This is a genomic window from Helcococcus sueciensis DSM 17243, assembly GCF_000423145.1.
In the GTDB taxonomy this organism is placed as follows: Bacteria; Bacillota; Clostridia; order Tissierellales; family Peptoniphilaceae; genus Helcococcus; species Helcococcus sueciensis.
The window spans coordinates 8013-30257 of the sequence record NZ_KE383981.1; the positions used below are offsets into that span (position 1 = coordinate 8013).

General features: G+C 28.0%; 21 protein-coding genes and 1 other RNA gene. All 22 read left to right on the forward strand.

The window, feature by feature from the left end; all coding sequences use genetic code 11:
• Window positions 1-1170, forward strand: a 1170-nt coding sequence (locus tag G534_RS08195) for an InlB B-repeat-containing protein (RefSeq protein ID WP_034596121.1), incomplete at its 5' end; no start/stop codon positions are given.
• A 137-nt stretch (window positions 1171-1307) separates the two neighbouring features.
• Window positions 1308-2636, forward strand: coding sequence for a C1 family peptidase (locus G534_RS0107090; protein ID WP_027348483.1), 1329 nt, complete (start codon window positions 1308-1310; stop codon window positions 2634-2636).
• A gap of 213 nt (window positions 2637-2849) precedes the next feature.
• On the forward strand, window positions 2850-4742 hold the full coding sequence (locus G534_RS0107095) for a glycoside hydrolase family 13 protein (protein ID WP_027348484.1): 1893 nt from the start codon (window positions 2850-2852) through the stop codon (window positions 4740-4742).
• A 2-nt stretch (window positions 4743-4744) separates the two neighbouring features.
• Window positions 4745-5659 (forward strand): 50S ribosomal protein L11 methyltransferase, encoded by a 915-nt coding sequence (gene prmA, locus G534_RS08200; protein ID WP_051177468.1) that lies wholly within the window; start codon window positions 4745-4747, stop codon window positions 5657-5659.
• Window positions 5652-6377, forward strand: a complete 726-nt coding sequence (locus G534_RS0107105) for a 16S rRNA (uracil(1498)-N(3))-methyltransferase (protein WP_027348485.1) — start codon at window positions 5652-5654, stop codon at window positions 6375-6377. Before prmA ends, G534_RS0107105 begins: the two co-directional genes overlap by 8 nt.
• Window positions 6378-6467: 90 nt before the next feature.
• Window positions 6468-6647 (forward strand): 30S ribosomal protein S21, encoded by a 180-nt coding sequence (gene rpsU / locus G534_RS0107110; protein WP_027348486.1) that lies wholly within the window; start codon window positions 6468-6470, stop codon window positions 6645-6647.
• A 169-nt stretch (window positions 6648-6816) separates the two neighbouring features.
• Window positions 6817-7311 carry an NfeD family protein gene (locus G534_RS08205; protein ID WP_051177469.1) on the forward strand — a complete coding sequence of 165 codons (495 nt, stop codon included), beginning with the start codon at window positions 6817-6819 and terminating at the stop codon, window positions 7309-7311.
• 41 nt (window positions 7312-7352) lie between these two features.
• Window positions 7353-8318: a flotillin-like protein FloA gene (gene floA / locus G534_RS0107120; protein WP_205617673.1), complete on the forward strand. Its 966-nt coding sequence runs from the start codon at window positions 7353-7355 to the stop codon at window positions 8316-8318.
• A gap of 1 nt (window position 8319) precedes the next feature.
• Window positions 8320-8796, forward strand: a complete 477-nt coding sequence (locus G534_RS08210; RefSeq protein ID WP_034596124.1) for a hypothetical protein — start codon at window positions 8320-8322, stop codon at window positions 8794-8796.
• 27 nt (window positions 8797-8823) lie between these two features.
• Complete coding sequence (locus G534_RS0107130; protein ID WP_027348488.1) at window positions 8824-9822, forward strand: PhoH family protein; 999 nt, start codon at window positions 8824-8826, stop codon at window positions 9820-9822.
• Window positions 9794-10243: an rRNA maturation RNase YbeY gene (gene ybeY, locus G534_RS0107135; protein WP_027348489.1), complete on the forward strand. Its 450-nt coding sequence runs from the start codon at window positions 9794-9796 to the stop codon at window positions 10241-10243. The genes G534_RS0107130 and ybeY overlap by 29 nt, the downstream gene beginning before the upstream one ends.
• Complete coding sequence (locus G534_RS0107140) at window positions 10240-10989, forward strand: diacylglycerol kinase (protein WP_051177470.1); 750 nt, start codon at window positions 10240-10242, stop codon at window positions 10987-10989. Before ybeY ends, G534_RS0107140 begins: the two co-directional genes overlap by 4 nt.
• A 7-nt stretch (window positions 10990-10996) precedes the next feature.
• Complete coding sequence (era, locus tag G534_RS0107145; RefSeq protein ID WP_027348491.1) at window positions 10997-11884, forward strand: GTPase Era; 888 nt, start codon at window positions 10997-10999, stop codon at window positions 11882-11884.
• Window positions 11871-12614: a DNA repair protein RecO gene (gene recO / locus G534_RS0107150; protein WP_027348492.1), complete on the forward strand. Its 744-nt coding sequence runs from the start codon at window positions 11871-11873 to the stop codon at window positions 12612-12614. The genes era and recO overlap by 14 nt, the downstream gene beginning before the upstream one ends.
• A gap of 10 nt (window positions 12615-12624) precedes the next feature.
• Window positions 12625-13509 carry a glycine--tRNA ligase subunit alpha gene (glyQ, locus tag G534_RS0107155; protein WP_027348493.1) on the forward strand — a complete coding sequence of 295 codons (885 nt, stop codon included), beginning with the start codon at window positions 12625-12627 and terminating at the stop codon, window positions 13507-13509.
• A complete protein-coding gene (glyS, locus tag G534_RS0107160) occupies window positions 13502-15571 on the forward strand; it encodes a glycine--tRNA ligase subunit beta (RefSeq protein WP_027348494.1) in 2070 nt (689 codons plus the stop codon). The genes glyQ and glyS overlap by 8 nt, the downstream gene beginning before the upstream one ends.
• A gap of 9 nt (window positions 15572-15580) precedes the next feature.
• Window positions 15581-16372, forward strand: coding sequence for a pyruvate, water dikinase regulatory protein (locus G534_RS0107165; RefSeq protein WP_027348495.1), 792 nt, complete (start codon window positions 15581-15583; stop codon window positions 16370-16372).
• Between the two features lie 10 nt (window positions 16373-16382).
• Window positions 16383-18119, forward strand: coding sequence for a DNA primase (dnaG, locus tag G534_RS0107170; protein WP_027348496.1), 1737 nt, complete (start codon window positions 16383-16385; stop codon window positions 18117-18119).
• Window positions 18120-18128: 9 nt separating this feature from the next.
• Entirely contained in the window at window positions 18129-20156 is a 2028-nt protein-coding gene (rpoD, locus tag G534_RS08640) for an RNA polymerase sigma factor RpoD (protein ID WP_027348497.1), read from the forward strand.
• Between the two features lie 112 nt (window positions 20157-20268).
• Window positions 20269-20952 carry a tRNA (adenine(22)-N(1))-methyltransferase gene (locus tag G534_RS0107180; protein WP_034596126.1) on the forward strand — a complete coding sequence of 228 codons (684 nt, stop codon included), beginning with the start codon at window positions 20269-20271 and terminating at the stop codon, window positions 20950-20952.
• On the forward strand, window positions 20934-21704 hold the full coding sequence (locus G534_RS08215) for a Nif3-like dinuclear metal center hexameric protein (protein WP_051177471.1): 771 nt from the start codon (window positions 20934-20936) through the stop codon (window positions 21702-21704). Before G534_RS0107180 ends, G534_RS08215 begins: the two co-directional genes overlap by 19 nt.
• A 41-nt stretch (window positions 21705-21745) precedes the next feature.
• Window positions 21746-22235, forward strand: an RNA gene (gene rnpB / locus G534_RS08645) — RNase P RNA component class A.
• The last annotated feature ends 10 nt before the right edge of the window (window positions 22236-22245 follow it).

Genomic DNA, 22245 nt, shown 5'->3' on the forward strand with positions numbered 1-22245 from the left:
AAAAATGAATTTACTTTAGAAGTATCAAAAGAAAATCTAATTACAGCTTCAAGTAATAGAGTATGGGGAGCATTTAAATTAGTAGAAGATACTGTTAAAGTAGAATACAAAGTAAATTCAAATACACACGAAGATGTAGTGTTACCAGAAACACAAGAAGTATCAAAAGGAACAAAAATAACATTACCAGAATTAGAACTACCAGAAGGAAAAGTATTACTAGGATACAATGTAAATGGTGGAAAATACAGTGTAACAAACCAAGCTGGTGATGAAATAGAAATAAATGAAGATACAACAATAGTCGCAATCATTACATCAGAAAATGCAAAAGCAAAATTTGTATTCCATGAAGAAGAATTTAGTGGAAAATATTCAACTGATGCATTAAATATAGATGTAATAAAAGGATTTAATGTAGTAGTAAAAGATGAAAACAAAGGTGATAAAACATCAGTATTAACAGGAAGAGAATTAACAGTATTAATGTTATCAAAAGGAACACATTCATTTGAACTAGAAACACCAGGATATGAAGTAGTTAAGTTAGTAGATGAAAAAGGAAATGAACTAACAGAAAACACACTAACATATCCAGTAAGAGCAAATGGAGATAGTTTAGGTAACAGAACTGTATATGTACAAGTAAAAGCTGTAGAAGAAGAAACTCAAGAAGAACCTGAAAGTGTTAAATTAACATTTGATCCAAACGAAGGTGTGTGGGCAGATGGTAGCGCTGATGATAGAGTTATAGAAGCAAATAAAGGTGATGTTATTGAAATTTTAGAAGCACCAGAAAGAGAAGGATATAAATTCTTATTCTGGAAAGGTTCAGAATATCAACCTGGTGATGAATATACAGTTGAGGGTGAACATACATTTGTAGCTCAATGGGAAAGAGAAGAGTCAAATAATGAACAAGAAACTCCGGAAGAACCTGAAACACCGGGTGAAACTGAAGAAGAAACACCAGGTGAAACTGAAAAAGAAACACCAGGTGAAACTGAAAAAGAAACACCAAGTGAAACTGAAAAAGAAACACCTGAAAAAACTAAACCAGGCAAAAATAATCCTAGAACAGGAGATGCTGGTATTATGTTATCAGCGATTGCTTTAGCAGTTGCATCTGGAGCATTAACTCTTGTTAAAAGAAACAAAAAAGAAGATTAATAGTTAATATATATATGTATATATATTAAAAAGGGTGATCTAGACATTTGGTCTAGGTCACTTTTTTATTATAGAAATTTGATTCAATTTATTTAAAGGTATATAATATTGTTTAAATATAATTATTGGAGGTAATTATGAAAATTGATAAAAGGATATTGGATGAACAAGAAAAAAGATTCAATTCTGATAGAGCTTTAAGAATAGCTCAAAGAGCTGCATCAAATAATGGAATCCTAGATGCAAGCATAGATTTAACTGAAACCAGATCAAATAGACATGAATTTAATATAAATATTAAAGAGACTAAAATTAGAAACCAAAAGGCATCTGGTAGATGCTGGATTTTTGCGGCATTAAATGTTATGGAATATAAATTATGTAATAAATATAATTTAAATGAATTTGAATTATCACAATCATATATTTATTTCTTTGATAAATTAGAAAGAGCGAATTATTTCTTTAATTCAATTTTAGAAACTTTGGATGAAGAATTAGATTCTAGATTAGTTTCACATATTTTAACTGATCCTATGGGTGATGGTGGACAATGGGATATGATTAAAAATATTATAAAAAAATATGGTATTGTGCCAAAAAATGCAATGCCTGAAACTACTAATTCATCTGCAAGTGCTCAAATGAATTCTTACCTAACAAAAATACTAAGAATGTATGCGAAAAATTTAAGAAAAGCCCATAATGAAGGAAAATCTCATGATGAATTAGAGAGAATGATTAAAGGATACATTGAAAAAGTATATAATGTTTTAGCTATATCTTTAGGTACTCCACCAACAAAGATAGATTTTGAAGCAAGAGATAAAGATGATAATTTCATATCTCATAAAGATTTAACTCCAAAAGAATTTTTTGAATTAATAGATATGGATTTAGATCAATATATTTCAGTAATAAATGCGCCTACTAAAGATAAACCTTTCTTAAATTCATATACTGTAGAATATCTAGGTAATGTATTAGAAGGGGATAGAGTAAAATATGTAAATGTTGAAATAGAAGACATGAAAAAAGCAGTATTAGATCAATTAAGAGACAATGAACCAGTATGGTTTGGTTGTGATGTTGGACAATTTTTCTATAGAAAAAATTCAAGACTAGATTTAGAAACTGTTAATGTTATGGATATGTTTGATGTAGATTATGATTTTAATAAAGAAGATAGACTAGATTACAATGAATCATTAATGACACATGCCATGGTATTTATGGGATGTAACTATGATAAAGAAAATAATACGGTGGATAGATATAGAGTAGAAAATTCATGGGGAGATAAATCAGGAGAAAAAGGTTTCTTAGTTATGAGTGATGAATGGTTTGAAGAATATATGTATCAAGCTTTAATCAATAAAAAACATCTATCAAAAGAAATAATAGATGCGTATGAAAAAGAACCTATTAAACTAAAACCATGGGATCCAATGGGGTCATTAGCATAATATAAAACAGGTACCAATATTATAAAAGGACAGTAAATTTTAGAATTAAATTTACTGTTCTTTATTATATAGTAATAAAAAACGCATAATAGCTTTTAAGAATATCAAAAAGAGCATTATAAAATAGATTGAAATTAGATTAAAGAATAAATTTTTCTTAAATTTACAAATATTAATATATACTATATATAAAGAATATATTGTGAGGATTATATGAAAAGAATAATAAATAGTTTTTATCACGATTCAACAAAATATTTTGTTTCAAATCCATTTCCTAAAATAGGGGATGAAATTGATGTTAAATGTAGATTTTTAAAAAATGACAAAATAAAAGATGTATTTATTAGATATAGAAAATTTGGTGAAGAAGTTATTCAACAAATGGAATTTGACTATGAAAAAAATGGACTTTCTTATTATACGACAAAAGTTAAAATGAGAGAGGATATTTTTTCTTATATATTTATACTAACTACAATAGATGAAGTTTATTACTTCAATAAAAGGGGAGCTTTTAATTATAGACTTGATAATTCAAATAATTTTAAAATTCTTGTAAATTACAATGCGCCATCTTGGATGAGTAAAACAGTATTTTATCAAATAATTCCCGACAGATTTAGAAATGGTGATGATTCTATTACTATAAAAAGTGAAGATTATATATATCAAGGAAAAAGACCTATAACTATGAGTTGGAATGAGAAACCTTATGAATGGCCGATTACTAAAAATTTAGATTTTTATGGCGGGGATTTCTACGGTATAATTGAAAAATTAGATTATTTACAAGAATTAGGAATTAATGCTATTTATCTAAATCCTATTTTCAAATCGCCAACTATGCACAAATATGATGCTCTTGATTATTTTGAAATAGATCCAACTCTTGGAGGTGATGAAGCTTTTATAGAACTTTCTAAAGAAATTCATAAAAGAGGAATGAAAGTTATTTTAGATATTTCGATAAATCATACATCTTCATCAGCAAAATGGTTTAATAAAGATGGAGAATTTTATGATAAATCAATAGGAGCCTATAATAATCCAGATTCTGAATATCGAGAATTTTATTTTATAGAAGATGATGGTTCTTATTATAAATGGAATGGTGTTGATACAATGCCAGTTTTAAATTATGGAAGTCAAAAATTACGAGACATAATTTATAGAGATAAAAATTCTGTTATTAAAAAATATTTAAAGGAACCATATAATATTGATGGATGGAGATTTGATGTAGCGGATGTAATGGCTAGAAACGAAAAACTAAATGTTTATTATGAGGTTTGGGAAGAAATAAATGAGGCTGTAAAATCTGTAAATAAAAATGCTCTAATACTCTCAGAAGAGTGGCAAGATGCTCCAGAAATGTATAATGGAAAGAGATGGGATTCTACTATGAACTATTTTGGTTCAAATCTTCCAATTAGAGAATTTGCTGGAGAAATAGATGTATTTACTAGAAGAAATGAAAAGTTATCTATACTAAAACCATATTTTTCAGCAGAAAATCTAAAAGAAAGAATATTACAAACAATGGTAAATCAAGCTGATATGATTAACTATCAAATGTTTAATTTAGTAAATAGTCATGATATAACAAGGTTAAATAATAACCCGGAAATATCTTACGAAAAATATGTAGGTGCGATAACTACATTATTTGGAATTCCTGGAGCTGTAAATATTTATTATGGAGATGAAGTTTACTTGGATGGTCATATTAATTCCTATGAAGGATGTAGATACCCGATGAATTGGGATGAAAATCTAAATGAAATAGAAACTAAAACACATGATTTATATAAAAAATTAATTTATTTAAAAACTAAAAAAGAAGCTTTTCAATTTGGTGGATTTAAAGTGATATATGCAAAAGGAGATGTATTTGCATTTACTAGATTTACAGAAGATGAAGCATATATAATAGTGTGGAGTAAGTCTGAAAAAGAAGAAAATTTTGATATAGATTTATCTGAAATTGGTATTTTTGAAAAGTTTGAAATGGAAATGGGACAAGCTAAAGTAAAATTTAGAAACAATGAAATTATATCTTTGGATATTTATCCTATGTCGACTATTATTTTAAGGATGGAGTAAAAATGGATAATTACTATTTAATAAAGTTTATATTAGATAGAAAATATGACGAATTGATACAATTAAATATTTTTAATTTTGAAACAATAGGATTTGAAGTTGATGATCCTATAGAAAAGATGGAAATATTGAAAGAATTACCAGAATGGGATATTGCAGAATTTGATATAAAGGATGAAAATAATATTTCCTATGGAGTATATTTTGAAGATAGTGAAAAAGGATTGAAAGAAATTTCTAAATTCTTAGATTTTATGAATCAAAATATAGAAGACTTCGAATATGAAAAAGAGTTAATTGATAATTCAAACTGGGAAGAAGAATGGAAAAAGTCATACAAATCATTTGAAATAGGGAAATCTATATTAGTTAAACCTTCATGGGAAGAAAGTAGAGATACCGATAGAATAATAATAGAAATTGATCCTAAGATGGCGTTTGGAACGGGCACACATGAAACAACTTCAATGTGCATGGAATATGTTGAACAAATGGATATGAAAGATAGGGATATCTTAGATATAGGATGCGGATCAGGAATATTATCTATATTGTCAAAAAAATTAAATGCTAAAAATGTTGATGCCTGTGATATTGATCAAATTGCAGTAGATTCTACAATTGAAAATTCAAATATAAATAATGTAGAAGTTAATGCTTTTATCTCGGATTTATTTTCGAATGTAGAAAAGAAATATGATATTATATTTGCTAATATATTAGCAGAAATACTTGTAAAAATGCTATCTGAAACAAATGAATATCTGAAAGAAAAAGGTATACTTATTCTTTCTGGAATTATTAGAGAAAAAGAGAATTTAGTATTGCAAGCTTTAGAAGAAAATGATTTTGAATTAATAGATAAAGTATATAAAAATGATTGGGTTCTATTATCTGCAAGGAGAAAAAATGTTTAGGTTTTTTGAAGATGAAACTTCTCTACAAGAAGATAAAATATTACTTAATAAGTCTAATTTAAAGCACATAAAAGTTCTTAGAATAGCAGAAGATGAAGAAATTGAAATTGTAATAAATGGTATCGTTTATTTATCAAAACTTATCGATTTTAATGGAGAAAAAATTGCAAATATAATATCAAAAAGAATAGATGAAAATGAGTCTGATATTAGGATTAATCTTTATCAAGGACTTCCAAAATCAGATAAATTTGAGTGGATTATTCAAAAATCTATAGAACTTGGAGTAAATGAAATTGTACCTTTTGAGTCTGAAAGAACAATTGTAAAATGGGATAATAAGAAAGAAAAGAAAAAATTAGAAAGATATAGTGAAATTGCAGAATCTGCGGCTAAACAATCTAAAAGAACATATATACCTAAGGTAAGTAGATTACTTAGTTTTAATGAAATGCTTGAAGAGTTGAAAAATTCATATACTATACTTGCTTATGAAAATCGTGGTAATAGTTTAAGAGATATTTTACAAAAAGATAAACCTAAAGAAATAAATATAATTATAGGTCCTGAAGGTGGATTTTCTGAAGAAGAGGTTAAGAAATTTGAAAGAATTGGTGCAAATATAGTAAATCTTGGAAAAAGAATACTAAGGACAGAAACTGCAGCAATCGCTTTAATTTCTATGATTCAATATGAATTAGGAGATATTAATATTTAAACACATTAATACTTGAAATATAAATATATTTAATATATAATGTTCAGGTAAACCTCAATGGTGACTAAAGCATGTGGGGAGGTGAAATACATGACAGAAGTTAAAGTTGGTGAAAACGAATCAATCGACAGTGCTTTAAAGAGATTTAAAAGACAATGTGCTCGTACTGGAGTTTTATCAGAATACAAAAGAAAAGAGTTTTATGAAAAACCAAGCGTTGTAAGAAAGAGAAAACTTGACGCAGCTAAGAGAAAAAAAAGAAGAGGATAATTCCTTAAATATAAAATTTTAGAGTCTACCTTATATTTGGTAGACTTTTTAATTTTCTAAATAAAATATCGTTAATTTATTGCATGATATATTGATTTTAAGGTATAATTAAATTGTATAAGTGGATTAAAGTTGTTATTAAAATAATCCCGTTTTACAAGGAGGTTGTATGCTTAAAGAGTTTATAACAAACCCAGTACTATTTACATTGTTGTTAACTATTGCATTGACTTTAGTTTCAATAGAGATTTTCGTACCTGGTTTTGGAATTTTCGGTATAACTGGAGCGTATCTGATATTTGAATCAATACTTGCAGCTGGAAATATTGAAAATGTTGTTATGTATATTCTACTATCTATATTTATAACTTTAATATTAGATTTTATACTCGTGAAGTTTTTTGTAAAAAATATGGATACTAATAAAATAGTATTAAATACTAGCTTGTCTAAAGCTAAAGGAAATGGTCCAAATTTAGATACGAAAGATTTAATAGGAAAGACAGGTATTGTAAACAAAACATTAAGACCTTATGGAGAGATTGAAATTGAAGGGAAAGTATATGTAGCAACAAGCTATGGAGACTTTATTGATAAAGGTGACACAGTAATTGTAGATAAAGTCGAAGGAAGCACTTTATATTGTAAAATAAATAGGAGATAATTATGATTATAGCATTATTAGATAATAGTGGATTTTTTAGTATGGGAATCATTGGAATACTAGTAATAATTTTTATAACGATATTCTTTAGATTTATTCCTGTTGGATTGTGGATTACAGCTGCATTTTCAGGAGTTAAAGTAGGCCTTGGTACACTTATTGGTATGAGAATGAGAAGAGTAGCTCCTTCTAAAATAATTAATCCGCTTATTAAGGCAACAAAGGGTGGAATTAAAATAAATATTAATGAATTAGAAGCACATTATCTATCAGGTGGTAATGTAAGTAAAGTAGTGGATGCGTTGATTGCAGCTCAAAGAGCTGACATAGATCTTGAATTTGAACAAGCTGCAGCTATAGATTTAGCTGGTAGAGATGTATTCGAAGCGGTACAAATATCTGTAAATCCAAAAGTTATACAAACACCAATAATTGCAGCGGTAGCAATGGACGGTATTGAAATTAGAGCTATTGCAAAAGTAACAGTGAGAGCAAATTTAAATAGATTGGTTGGTGGTGCTGGTGAAGAAACTATAATCGCAAGAGTTGGTGAAGGTATCGTAACTACAGTAGGTTCATCAACAACACATAAAGAAGTTTTAGAAAATCCAGATATTATATCAAAGAATGTTCTTGTTAAAGGTTTAGACTCAGGTACTGCTTTTGAAATCTTATCTATTGATATAGCAGATGTTGACGTAGGAAGAAATATAGGTGCTGCACTTCAAGCTGATCAAGCAGAAACAGATAAGAAGATAGCTCAAGCTAAAGCTGAAGAAAGAAGAGCTATGGCTGTTGCTCAAGAACAAGAAATGCAAGCAGAAGTAAGACGAATGAGAGCAAAAGTAGTTGAAGCAGAATCAGAAGTTCCACTTGCACTAGCTGAAGCGTTGAAGTCAGGTAAGATGGGATATATGGACTATTATAAATTACAAAATGTCATAGCTGACACTGATATGAGAAATTCTATCGCAGGTGATGAGTTAAACCCAACAGAAGGAGAATAATATGGGTTTAATTACAGATCTTTTATCTGAACTTGCAGAGATTGGAGTTGAAGTTGTATCAGATCAACTAAAGTCAGACGAGACTAGAAAAGATAGAATAAATAAAAGTGGTAAAAAGGCGGAAGAATTTTTACAAAGAATAGAAAAAGAATATAAGAATAAAAATTATAAATCAGGTGAAAAGTCTTCTGTAAAAACAAATATTAAAAGGGAAAATCTGACAGAATCTAAGACTCCTATTGAAGCGGAAGCAAATAAAAATATCGAAGATATTCCTATTGAGGAAAGACTTAAAAGATATAAAGAGACTAAAAGAAAGGCGGAAGCTAAGAGTCTTCAAAGAGAGAAAAATGATATTTTGGAATTTACTAATTTAGAAAATAAAAAAAGAACAAAAAAATATAAACAAATATTGAAAAGTAGAAATGGTGCAAGAGATGCATTTATCTATAGTACAATTTTTGAAAAAAAAGTATAGAGATATTATCTCTATACTTTTCAGTAATTGGAGGTTAATATTAAAGAAATTTTATATGAACTAAAAAAACCAAGTCAGATTAATACTCTATTTGGAAATTTAGATAAAAATATTATATATATAGAAAGAGAATTTGGTATAAAAATAAAGGTATCAGATGATGGATTACATATTAGAGGTAATGAACAAATATTGCCACTTGTAACTCATCTATTTGATGTACTTTTTGAAATTATTGAAGTTAAGGGTATTTTAACTTTTGAAGATGTTCGATATGCAGTAAGCATGGAAAAACAAGAAAATTCTGAAAATATAAAAAGTTATCTTAATGATATAGTAGTTACCACATATCAAGGAAAACCTATAAGACCAAAGACTATTGGTCAAAAGAGATATGTAGATATTATTAGAGATAATGGTATAGTTTTTGGGATTGGGCCTGCAGGTACAGGTAAGACATATTTAGCTATGGCGATGGCTATTGAATCTTTTAAGAATAAGGAAATAAATAGAATTATTTTAACAAGACCAGCAGTTGAAGCGGGAGAAAGCTTAGGTTTTCTACCTGGTGATTTGCAAGAGAAAATAGATCCATATTTAAGACCTTTATATGATGCTTTATATGAAATTATGGGTCCAGAAACATATCAAAAGTTAATTGAAAGAGGAGCTATAGAAGTAGCGCCACTTGCTTATATGAGGGGGCGTACTCTTGATAATGCATTTGTTATATTAGATGAGGCTCAAAATACAACACCTCAACAAATGAAAATGTTTTTAACAAGACTAGGATATGGTTCAAAAGCGATTATTACAGGGGATATTACTCAACTTGATTTGCCTAGAGGTAAAAAATCAGGGCTTATAACAATACGAAATATCCTTAAAAACATAAAAGGAATAGAGTTTGTTGATTTTGACAAAAATGATGTTGTTAGACATCCATTGGTTCAAAGAATTATAGATGCATATGATGAATATGAAAAAAGGATTCAAGATGGAGATTTTAATAAACAATCAAAATAACAAATTAAAAATTGAGAAAAAATTTGAAGAAAAAATAAAAAAAGCTTTAAAAACTTCTTTAAACCATTTGGACTATGGAGATGATTATGAAATTTCTATTTCTGTAGTTGATGAAGAGGAGATAAGACAACTAAATAAAGAATATAGGGGAGTTGATAGTGTAACTGATGTATTAAGTTTTCCTCTATTTGAAAGAGATGAAATTCCATCAGAAGGAATGTTAGGAGATATAGTTATTTGTTCAAAAAGAGTGGTTGAACAGGCTGAAGAGTTTGGACATAGTCAAGAAAGAGAATTTGTGTATTTAACTGTTCATTCACTTTTACATCTTTTAGGATATGATCATATCGAAGAAGATGAAAGAACTGAAATGCGTAATAAAGAAAAAGAAATAATGAAAAAATTAGGTATATTTAAATGAAACCTTATGATGATAAAGAAAGTAAAAAAATAAAAAACAATAGCAAATTAATTGATTCGTTCAATAATGCTATAAATGGTATTATTCAAAGCGTAAGCTCTGAGAGAAATATGATAATACATATAGTATTAGCGATTGGTATTTTGTCTGGTTCATTTTTCTTGAATTTTACAAGAATAGAACTTATCATAGTTGCGATTACTATAGTGTTAGTACTTTGTGCCGAATTATTTAACACTGCTATTGAGACGTTGACAGATTTAGTTACTGATAATAAATATCATATATTAGCTAAAAGAGTTAAGGATATTTCTGCTGGAGCGGTATTATTAACTGCTATAAATGCAGTGATAGTTGGATATTTACTAATATATCCAAAAGTAAAACAAATATTAGAAGGAAATTCAGTAGTTGAAAGAGTTATAAAAAATAAAGAACATTTGGCTGTTTTATCCATAGCGTTAGTATTGATATTGGTTTTATTACTTAAGGGAATATTTTATAAAAAAGATACTACACATTTATTTGGTGGATCAGTTTCAGGACATTCAGCATTAGCTTTTAATATAGCGACAATAGGTTCTATTATATCGAGAGATTTCTCTATTACATTTCTATTAGTCAGCTTAGCGATTCTAGTGGCTGAATCAAGATATGAGAGTGGTATTCATACAAAAAAAGAAGTGATAATAGGTTCTTTTTTAGGTGTTTTAATAGCTTTAGGATTATTTAGTGTTCATTTATAGGAGTGTTATGTTTAAGTCAGGATTTGTAACGGTTATAGGAAGACCAAATGTTGGGAAGTCAACATTATTAAATGGATTAGTTGGAGAAAAAATTTCAATTATTTCAGATAAACCACAGACAACAAGAAATAAAATACAGATGGTGTATACAGATGAAAAAATGCAGGCTATATTTTTAGATACGCCTGGTATACAAAATCCAAAAAATAAACTTGGAGACTATATGTTAAATATTTCAAAGTCTACACTCAATGAAGTAGATTTGATAACTTTTATAGTTGATTTAAGTGAAGATATAGGTAAATTGGATCAGTATATTTTAGAAACTTTAGAAGATGTAGATACAAAAATAATATTATTAATAAATAAGATTGATTTAGCAACTGATCAAAAACAAATCGATGATTTGAAGTTAAAATTTGAGAATCTTGAAAGATTTGAAAAAGTTATACCTATTTCTGCTTTGGAAGAAAGAAATTTTGATGAATATTTTTCTGCAATATATGAAATTTTTGAAGAAGGGCCAATGTATTATCCTTCAGACTATATAACAGATCAGCCTGAAAGAAATATAGTAGCAGAAATAGTTAGAGAAAAAGCTCTTTTGAATATGTATGATGAAATACCACATGGTATAGCAGTCGAAGTTTTATCGATAAAACAAAGAGAAGATAAAGATATTTTAGATATTGAAGTAAATCTCTATGTTGAACAAAATTCTCACAAGGGTATGGTGATAGGAAAAGGAGGATCTATGCTTAAAAAAATAGGTTCTCAAGCTAGAGTAGATATTCAAAATCTAATGGATTCAAAAGTAAATCTTAAGATATGGGTTAAAGTTGCTAAAGATTGGCGTAAAAAAGATTCTAGGGTTAAAGATTTTGGATACATTTAATATAGAAGCAATAGTATTTAGATCAACAGATTATGGTGAAACAAGTAAAATATTAACTTTATTTTCTTTGGAAGAAGGAATTATAACATTAATGGCTAAAGGCGTGAAAAATCCAAAGTCAAAAAAACAAAATCTTGTGTCACCATTTACTATCGCAAATTTTGAAATAAATAAATCACATAATTTTTATTATCTTAAAGATGGAGAAATTATTTCAAATAATTATGAATTAAGAAAAGATATTGGCAAAATCTATATTACACAATTGTTTTTTGATATAATTGAAAACACGTCTATAAAAAATGAGAAAAACGAAATAGTTTATTTATTATTAAAAAAAACATTACAATATTTAGAAAATTCAAAAAATCAAATTTTAATATTAAATATATTTCTGATAAAGTACATATCAATGATAGGTTATAAACCTAGATTATTTAATTGTGTGAAATGTGGAAAAAACAAATTTAAGGAAGTATATTTTTCTTGTGACAAGGGTGGAATTCTTTGTGAGAATGACATGGAATTTAATTCGATAAGGTTAAATCAAGAAGAATATGAGTATTTATGCCGAATACTATTAGAAGTGTATGAAAATATAGATATAATACATACGGGTGAATTTGAGAAGAAAATACTCAAATTATTGATGGATTTTATTATATATAATACAGGAATAAATGTACCAGCTTCATATAAGATGGTCTCAAAAATTATAGGTATAAAATAATGGAGGATGTATGCATTTACAAGAAATGATGGAAAAGTTAAAAAAATATTGGGCTGATCATGGTGCAATCATATTAGAAGCATATGATATTGAAAAGGGAGCGGGAACTATGAGTCCGCATACTTTTTTACATGCTTTGGGACCGGAACCTTGGAAAACGGTATATGTAGAACCTTCAAGAAGACCGTCTGATGGACGATATGGAGAAAATCCAAACAGACTTTATCAACATCACCAATTACAAGTTATATTAAAACCATCTCCTGATAATATTCAGGATATATATTTGAAATCTTTAGAAATAATTGGGATTGATTTATCAATGCATGATGTAAGATTTGTTGAAGATAACTGGGAATCTCCTACACTTGGAGCTTGGGGTGTAGGTTGGGAAGTGTGGCTAGATGGAATGGAAATAACACAATTCACATATTTCCAACAAATTGGAGGTATTCCTCTAGAAATTGAGTCATGTGAGATTACAATGGGTATAGAAAGACTTGCTATGTATATTCAAAATGTTGACTCAGTATATGATTTATTATGGAATGATGATATAAAATATGGAGATTTATTCAAAACAGCAGAATATGAAAATTCAGTTTATTCTTTTGAAGAAGCGGATGTTGAAATGTTGTTTAAGCTATTTGATATGTATGAAAAGGAAGCTAATAGATTAAATGAATTAAAATTAGTTTTACCAGCTTATGACTATACGTTGAAATGTTCACATGTATTTAATATATTGGACGCAAGAGGAGCAGTTTCTGTTTCAGAGAGAAATAGTTATATATTAAAAGTTAGAGATTTAGCGAAACAAGTGGCACAAAACCATATAGAAAAAAGACAAGAACTAGGTTTTCCGTTATTAGGAGAAGGTGAGGGCAATGAATAGATATTTACTTGAGGTTGGAGTTGAAGAGTTTCCGGCTAAATATATCAAACAGACAAAGTTACAATTTAAAAATAAAATTGAAGAAATTTTAAAGGAAAATAATTATTTATACGATGAAATCGTAGTAAATAGTTCTCCTAGAAGATTTGCAATTTTAGTAGAAAATATAAAACTAAATGAAGAAAATTCAGAAGAAAAAATAAAAGGACCATCAAAAAAAATAGCTTATGATGAAGAAGGAAATCCTTCAAGAGCTTTACAAGGATTTATGAGATCAAAAAATCTAGAATTAAAAGATTTAGTGATAGAAGAATTAAATGGTGAAGAATATATTTACGCATATATTAGAAAAAAGGCAAAGCCAATAAATGGAGTTCTGCATGATGGAATTCCGAATATTATAAAAAATATTTCAAATCCACGTCAAATGAGATGGGGTGGTAAGAACTTAAGATTTTTAAGACCTATAAGATGGATAGTTTCAATACTAGATGATAAGGTTTTAAAATTTGATTTAGAAGGTATACAAGTATCAAACATAACTAAGGGACATAGAACTTTGGGGAGTTCAGAAATAATAATTAATTCAATAGATGAATACGAATCAAAGCTTGAAGAAAACTTCGTAATAATATCTGAATCAAAAAGAAGAAAAATGATTCTTAAAGGTATAAATAGACTTTCTAGAGAAAAAGGTGGGGCGTATCATGAAGATGAAGATTTGCTTGAAGAAATCATTCATATTAATGAATACCCAACTCCTTTTATTGGAGAGTTTGATCCAAAATATTTATCATTACCTAAAGAAGTTATTATAACTCCGATGAAAGATCATCAAAGATATTTCCCGGTTGAAGATGGCGAAAACTTATTACCATATTTTATATCTGTGAGAAATGGTGATGAAAAGGGTATAGAAAATGTAGTAAAGGGAAATGAAAAGGTACTAGTTGCAAGACTTGAAGATGCTAAATTCTTTTATGAAAAAGATTTAAAAACAAATCTTGAAGATAATGTAAAAGAACTTGAAAGCTTAAGCTATCATGATGGTCTTGGAAATATGTTAGATAAAACATATAGACTTCAAAAATTAGTTCAAATAATAGGTGAAGATATGATGTGCGGACAAGAAGCGATTAATATCTCATCTAGAGCAGCATACCTATCTAAGGCGGATTTAGTTACAAGTACAGTAATTGAATTTACGGAATTACAGGGTATAATGGGTAGAATTTTTGCTGAAGAAAGTGGTGAATCACAACTAGTTTCTACAGCAATTGAAGAACAATATATGCCGGTTAAATCAGGTGGTGAACTTCCAAAGACTACAAGTGGACGTATCCTATCTATTGCTGATAAACTAGATACAATTGTTGGTTTATATTCAATAGGTATTGAAGTAACAGGATCTCAAGATCCATATGGTCAAAGAAGAGCTGTAATAGGAATGTTGAATATTCTTATGAAATTTAAAATAAATTTAGATTTAAAGAATATGATAAGAGAAGCTTTATATATATATGTTGATATGTTTGGTGAAACTTTTGATTTTGAAGCTGTTAACACTAAAGTTGAAGAATTTATAAGAACAAGATTTAGAAATTTACTAATCGATGAAGGATATAAACACGATTTTGTTGACTCAATAATTAATCAAAAAGATTTAAATATTTATCAAATGTATCAAAAACTGAAAACAATAACGCAAAGAAATGAATCTAAAGAATCATTTAATCAGGATTTAAATAGATATATAAGAATAGTAAATATGTCAAGCAACTATACAACAGATGAGATAAATACTGAATATTTGCAAGATGAAGATCAAGTTATATATAATGAGCTATATAGATTACAAGATATAGACAATGCAATTAATGAAAGTGCATTTGAAAAATCATTAGATTTATTAGATGAATTGGTGTTTGAAATGGATAAATATTTAGATAATACGCATATAATGACTGATGATGAAAATGTTAAGAATGCTAGACTTGCGATTATAAAAAGTGTAGATAAAAGAATAAAGGAAATCTTTGATCCAACTAAGATAGTAAGATAGAGAGGGCTTATGATTAATTTGTTTGTTATTTCGGACTCAACAGGTGAAACTGTAAATCAATTAGCGAATGCTTTAACTATTCAGTTTCCAAATGTACATTTTAATAGAAAGAGATTTTCAAATATAACTAGTGTAGAGCAATGTGATAATTTATTTGAGGGTCTTGGAGAAGAGAAGACAATAGTTCTTTTGACTGTTATTGTTGAAGAAATAGTTGATATGATTAAATCATATGAAAATGAAAATATTATTGTTATAGATCTATTATTAGATCCTGTTAAGAAGATAGAAGATTTTTTAGATGAGAAAGCTCATAGAAAAACAGGAATGATGAGAGATCTAGATAATGAATATTTCCATAAGATTGAAGCTATAGAATTTGCTATGAATTTTGATGATGGAAAAAATCCTAAAGGTTTTTTAGATGCTGATATAGTTTTACTTGGAGTTTCAAGAACTTCGAAAACTCCTTTATCAGTTTATTTGGCGAATAAATCATATAAAGTAGCGAATTTACCATTAGTTCCAGAAGTCAGTATTCCAAAAGAAATCTATAGTGTAGATCCAAAGAAACTTGTAGGACTAATTATAGATAAAGATAAATTAAATCAAATTAGAAATCAAAGATTGTTAGCACTAGGATTAAGTTCAGAATCTTCGTATGCTACCGATGAAAGAATAACTGAAGAGTTAGAATATGCAAAAGAATTATATAAAGAATTAGGTTGTGTTGTAATTGACGTTTCATTATCAACTATTGAAGAAACGGCAGCTAAAATTATAGAACATATAGAAAATTAGAAGTGATTTTATGGGGTTTATTAAACAAGATCAAATAGATGAGCTTAAAGATAGGCTTGATATTGTAGATATTATTTCTGAATATGTAAATTTGAAAAGGGCAGGATCTAGTTTCAAAGGATTGTGTCCGTTTCATAATGAGAAAACACCTTCATTCTCTGTTTCAAGAGAAAGAGGGTATTTTCATTGTTTTGGATGTCATGAAAGAGGAGATGCCATTTCATTTATAATGAAAATTGAAAATCTCAATTATGTAGATGCATTAAAATTTTTAGCGGATAAATATGGTATGACTTTAGAAGAAAGTTATAGTTCACAAGAAAGTATAGATAGAAGAAAAAGACTTTATGAAATTAATTCAATGGCCGCTAAATTTTATATGAAAAATTTACTAACGGATGATTTTCCTCAAGAATATATGCAAAAAAGAGGTCTTAGTAAAAGGATTTTAAATAGATTTTTCTTAGGTTATGCTAAAAATGATAATGGACTTTATGAATATTTGAAATCAAAAGGTGTTGAAGACTCGGAAATGCTAGAACTTGGTCTAGTTAGTCAATTCAATAATAGAATTGTTGATAAATTTCAAGATAGACTAATATTTCCGATATTAAATAATAAAAATAAAGTTATTGGTTTTGGTGGACGTACATTGACTAATAATAAAATAAAATATTTAAATTCTCCAGAATCAGAAATTTTTAAGAAACGTAACAATGTTTATGGTGTAAATGTTCTCAATAAGACAAGAAATCAAAATAAGATAATTTTGGTTGAAGGTTATATGGATGTTATCGGACTTTATAATAAAGGCATTGACTATTCAGCTGCAACCTTGGGAACAGCTTTAACTGAAGAACAAGCAAGGATTATTAAAAGATACGGTAACGAAATATATATAGCTTATGATGGGGATACAGCTGGTATAAAAGCTACTCTTAGAGCTATTGATATATTCAAAAATATGGATGTTCAATTAGAGATTTTAGAGTTTCCAGATGGTATGGATCCAGATGAATATATAAGTAAATATGGACTGGAAGAATTTGAAAAATTACTAAAAAATTCGACAAATCCTATAGACTTCAAATTACAAAAACTTTTGGATTTAAGTCCTAACAAATCTGATTTTATAAAAGAAGTTATTACATTTTTATCAGAATTTAAGGGAAATACAGTTAGAGATATTTATATAGATAAGGCTGCAAAATTTTTGGGTGTAACTACAGATTCTTTAAGAAAAGATGTTGAAGAGAAAATTAATCAAAATAAGAAATCGAAATTTGGGAATAATTTTCAAACTTATAATAATGGGTATAAATTAAATACTCGAGAAACAATCTATGATAATGAGAAAAATAGTGATACTTATGATATAGAAAAAATGATAGTCGTTTATTCGCTTACAAATAAAGATAATTATAATAGCCTAAAAGACTATTTTATTTTTATAAAAGATAAAGAATTATTAAATATTTCTAAATCTATTGATTCAGTTTATAAAGGGGAGATAGCTGCTGAGAGTGTTTTAGAATCTGATTTATTTAGAAAACATAATTTGTTTTCTTATTTTTCAGTTGCAAAACTAAATGCAGATAATGAAGAAGTGATTAATGAACTGATTGATAGGATAGAAAAAATAAAGTTAAGTGAAGAATTAAAATTGATAAAAGAAAATCTCACTAAAGATGTATCAAACGAAGATTTAATCAATAAGTATCAAGAATTACTAAAGAAATTGACTTAGGAGGTAATTATGAAGGATAAAGACATCGAATTAGAAAATACCAGATTGTCTATTCTAGAAGAAGCGAAATCGATAGCCGAAGACAATAATGGGACTATTTTAGTATCTCAATTAGAGTCAATTGAAGGTTTTTCAACTTTAGATGATGATTTAATAGAAAAAATAAGAAAAGAATTATCAGAAAGTGATATAGATTTATTAAAAGATGGATATGAAGAAATAGAATCAGATTTAAGTGAAATAGATTATGATAGTATTGATGATTCTGCTGATTTAGAAGAAGATGATGAAGAGGAAGAAGAAACAAATCTTAATGATATAAAGGGTGCTTTTGTAGATGATCCGGTTAAGATGTATCTTAAAGAGATTGGTAAATTAAGTCTTTTATCTAAAGAAGAAGAAATAGCTTTAGCTAAAGAAATGGAAGAAGGTTCAATTGCGTATAAGTTGATTGAAGGTCTACCATATACTATAGATGAAGAAGTTGAACTATCTAAGAAACAAACATATTTTGATTTAGCGAAGAAAATATTATTTGGCTATTCAAAATTAGAAGCTGGAGAAGAGATTTCTCAAGAGAGATTAGATGAAATTAAATTTCTTTATAATATGAGAAAATTTGCGAATCAAGAAGATGAATTGACCAAAGATGAAACGGATAAACTTCAAATTCTTAAAGCTTTAAATGATTTAATAGTAATAAGATTAGATAAGTCTGTAGTATCAGAATTCAAAATAAAAGATATTATGATTTCTATAGAAATGATTCAGGCAGTTCTTTTTGATCTATTAGTTTCTAAAGATGAAGATATAGTTTTAGATGGGAAAAATGTAAAAGAATATTCAAGTACGAGTAACTTTGTGTATAAAAACAAGGATTCCATTATAAAACTTTCAAAAAAAATAAGTGAAAAAGGTGATACTGAAGAAAGTTTCTATAAAGAATTTAGTGATCTTGACTTTGAACCAATAGCAGATAGTGAAAAACTTTCAACAGAAGTTAAATATGAAATATTAAAATATTATGTGTATTCTGACTTAGTTGTTAGAGAGAGATATGGTAAATTCAATAAAGATATAGTGTTTTATGAAGAAGAAAATTACCAAATACTTGATATTGGTTTAGAAAAAATCTTGAATAGAATTAATGGAAATTGTGAAGATTTAGAAACTTGTACATTAAGTATGGACGAGTATGATGAAATCAAACAAATTTTTGAAAAAGGTAAATTAAACGAAAAGATAATTTGTAGAAGTGATTTAACACAACAAGATATTAGATATCTAAAGAAATTAACAAGAATTGGAAAGCTTGCTAAGGGTAAGCTTGCTGAAACAAACTTAAGACTTGTAGTTTCAATAGCTAAAAGATACGTAGGTAGAGGGATGAGCTTTTTAGATTTAATTCAAGAGGGGAATTTAGGTCTAATGAAGGCTGTAGAAAAATTTGACTACAAACGTGGATTTAAATTTTCAACATATGCTACCTGGTGGATTAGACAATCTATTACAAGAGCTATTGCGGATCAAGCTCGTACAATAAGAATTCCTGTTCATATGGTTGAAACTATCAATAAATTATCGAGAGTTCAAAGACAATTAGTTCAAGAACTAGGAAGAAATCCTACAAATGAAGAAATCGCAAAAGAAATGGGCATCGATGTTGATAAGGTTATAGAAGTTAGAAAAATAGCTCAAGAGCCAGTGTCTTTAGAAGCTCCTATAGGAGAAGAAGATGATTCACATTTAGGAGATTTTATAGAAGATGAGAAAGCTCTAGCTCCTGATGATGCAGCAAATCAGACTATGCTTAAGGAACAACTTGAAGAAATACTTTCATCTTTATCTGATAGAGAAAAGAGAGTAATTGAAATGAGATTTGGACTTATTGATGGTGTTCCTAAAACTCTAGAAGATGTAGGTAAGGAATTTGACGTAACAAGAGAACGTATAAGACAAATTGAAGCGAAAGCGATTAGAAAACTAAGAAGACCAGGTAAGAGTGACAAAATACGTGACTATTTAGAAGGTCTATAAAATTAATATAACAAAAATATCTACTTGAATTAGCAAGTAGATATTTTTATTTGAGATAAAATTTATTTTAATATAGAATATATAAGCGATACCAACAATAGATGGAGTTAATATGAATAGAATTGATAAAATAGTTGAATTTGTAGATGAAAATAAAATAGTTGCAGATATTGGGTCTGATCATGGAATTACTGCAATAAAAATATATGAAGAAAAAAAACCAAAAAAAGTAATAGCTACAGATATATCAAAGGAATCTTTACAAAAGTTAGTTGATAAATTACAACATTCTAGATATGATATTGAGACTATTGTAACAGATGGTATCAGAGATCTTCCTAAAAATATAGATGAAATAATAATTTCTGGAATGGGAGGATATTTAATTTCTAAGATAATTAAAAATGGTATTGATGTAGCAAAATTAGCGGATAAACTTATTTTACAAGCGAATAACTCATTAGATCATTTGAGAAAATTTCTACATTCAGAAGGGTTTGAAATAATAGATGAAGCAAATGTATATGAGGAAAACTATATATATACAATTATAGTTACAAAATATACAAACCAAGTAAATAAGTATGATAATAATGATTATTATATATATGGAAAAAAGAATATAGAAAATAAAGATGAATTGACAATAAAGTATATTGAAAGAGAATTGAACCATTCTAAAACTGTTATAAACAATATAAAATCAAATGATACAATTGTTGTTAAAAATCGTATAAAAGAATTGGAAGATAAAATTAATTGTATGGAGAATTTATTATGCAAATTAAAGAGTTGATTGAATTATTTGAAAAAAAGATAAATCCAAATTTACAAGAAGAGTGGGATAATAGTGGATTACAAATTGGTGATATTAATCAAGAATTGACAGGTATAATCACAACACTTGAAATTACTCCAGAAGTTATAGAAAATGCAATAGAAAATAATTGTAATTTAATATTTTGTCATCATCCAATAATTTTTGGTGGAATAAATTCTATTGACAATGATGATTTTAAAGGGAAAAAAATAATAAAAGCAATTCAAAATAATATTGTAATATATGCAAGTCATACTCCATCAGATATGAAAGGTTTTAATGAATATATTCTGAATAGAATGGGATTTGAATCAGATGGATTTATAAAAGAATATAAAGAAAATCTATATTACGGAGATTTTAGTAATGTAGATATAAAATTTAAAACTTTAGTAAAACAAATTAAAGAAAATTTAGATTTAGATAGAGTTATTGTTTATGGAGAAATTGATAAAGTAACTAGAATAGGATTAGTTACAGGATCTGGTATGGATTTTGTAAATGAAGCTATAGATAAAGGAGTCGAAGTATATATAACAGGAGATATTACTCATCACCATGCAATGGATTCTATAGAAAAAGGCTTAGTTCTAATAGACATAAGTCATGAAGGTTCAGAGAGATATTTTTCATGTTTTGCAGAAAATATCTTAAGTGAATATATTGAAGATGATATAACATTTATAAAATATGAGAATGAAGCAAAATATTTAAGACAGATTTGGTAAAATGTTCGACAAAATAGTGTAATTGTGTTAAATTTAAATAACGAGTATGTCAGATAATCGCGAGATGAAAATTTCGAGGAAAGTCCGTGCACCATACAGCAGAATGCCAGATAACGTCTGGTGGAGGCGACTCTAAGGCTAGTGCAACAGAAATATACCGCAGAATTTAACTTGTGTTAATTATAGGCTTCTCACCGACGAATCCTAACCAATCGAAGCTCCTAAGGTCGCTTCTCTTGGGGATTCTTGATGTGAGACCTACTTTATATTTCCAATGTTTGATTGGATAAATCCCATCAAATATTGGAGCGCATAAGTTAGGTCTGTAAGGGTGGAAAGGCGAGGTAAGAGCTCACCAGCGTATAGGTAACTATACGGCTATGTAAACCCCATTCGGTGCAAAATCAAAATAGGATAAAAGCCCAGTAGCTGGCTGGGTCCGGTAGGTAGATTGCTTTAATGTATAGGCGACTATACATATAGATAGATGATTATCAAATACAGAACACGGCTTATAGACATGCTCGCCAATTTATATTGG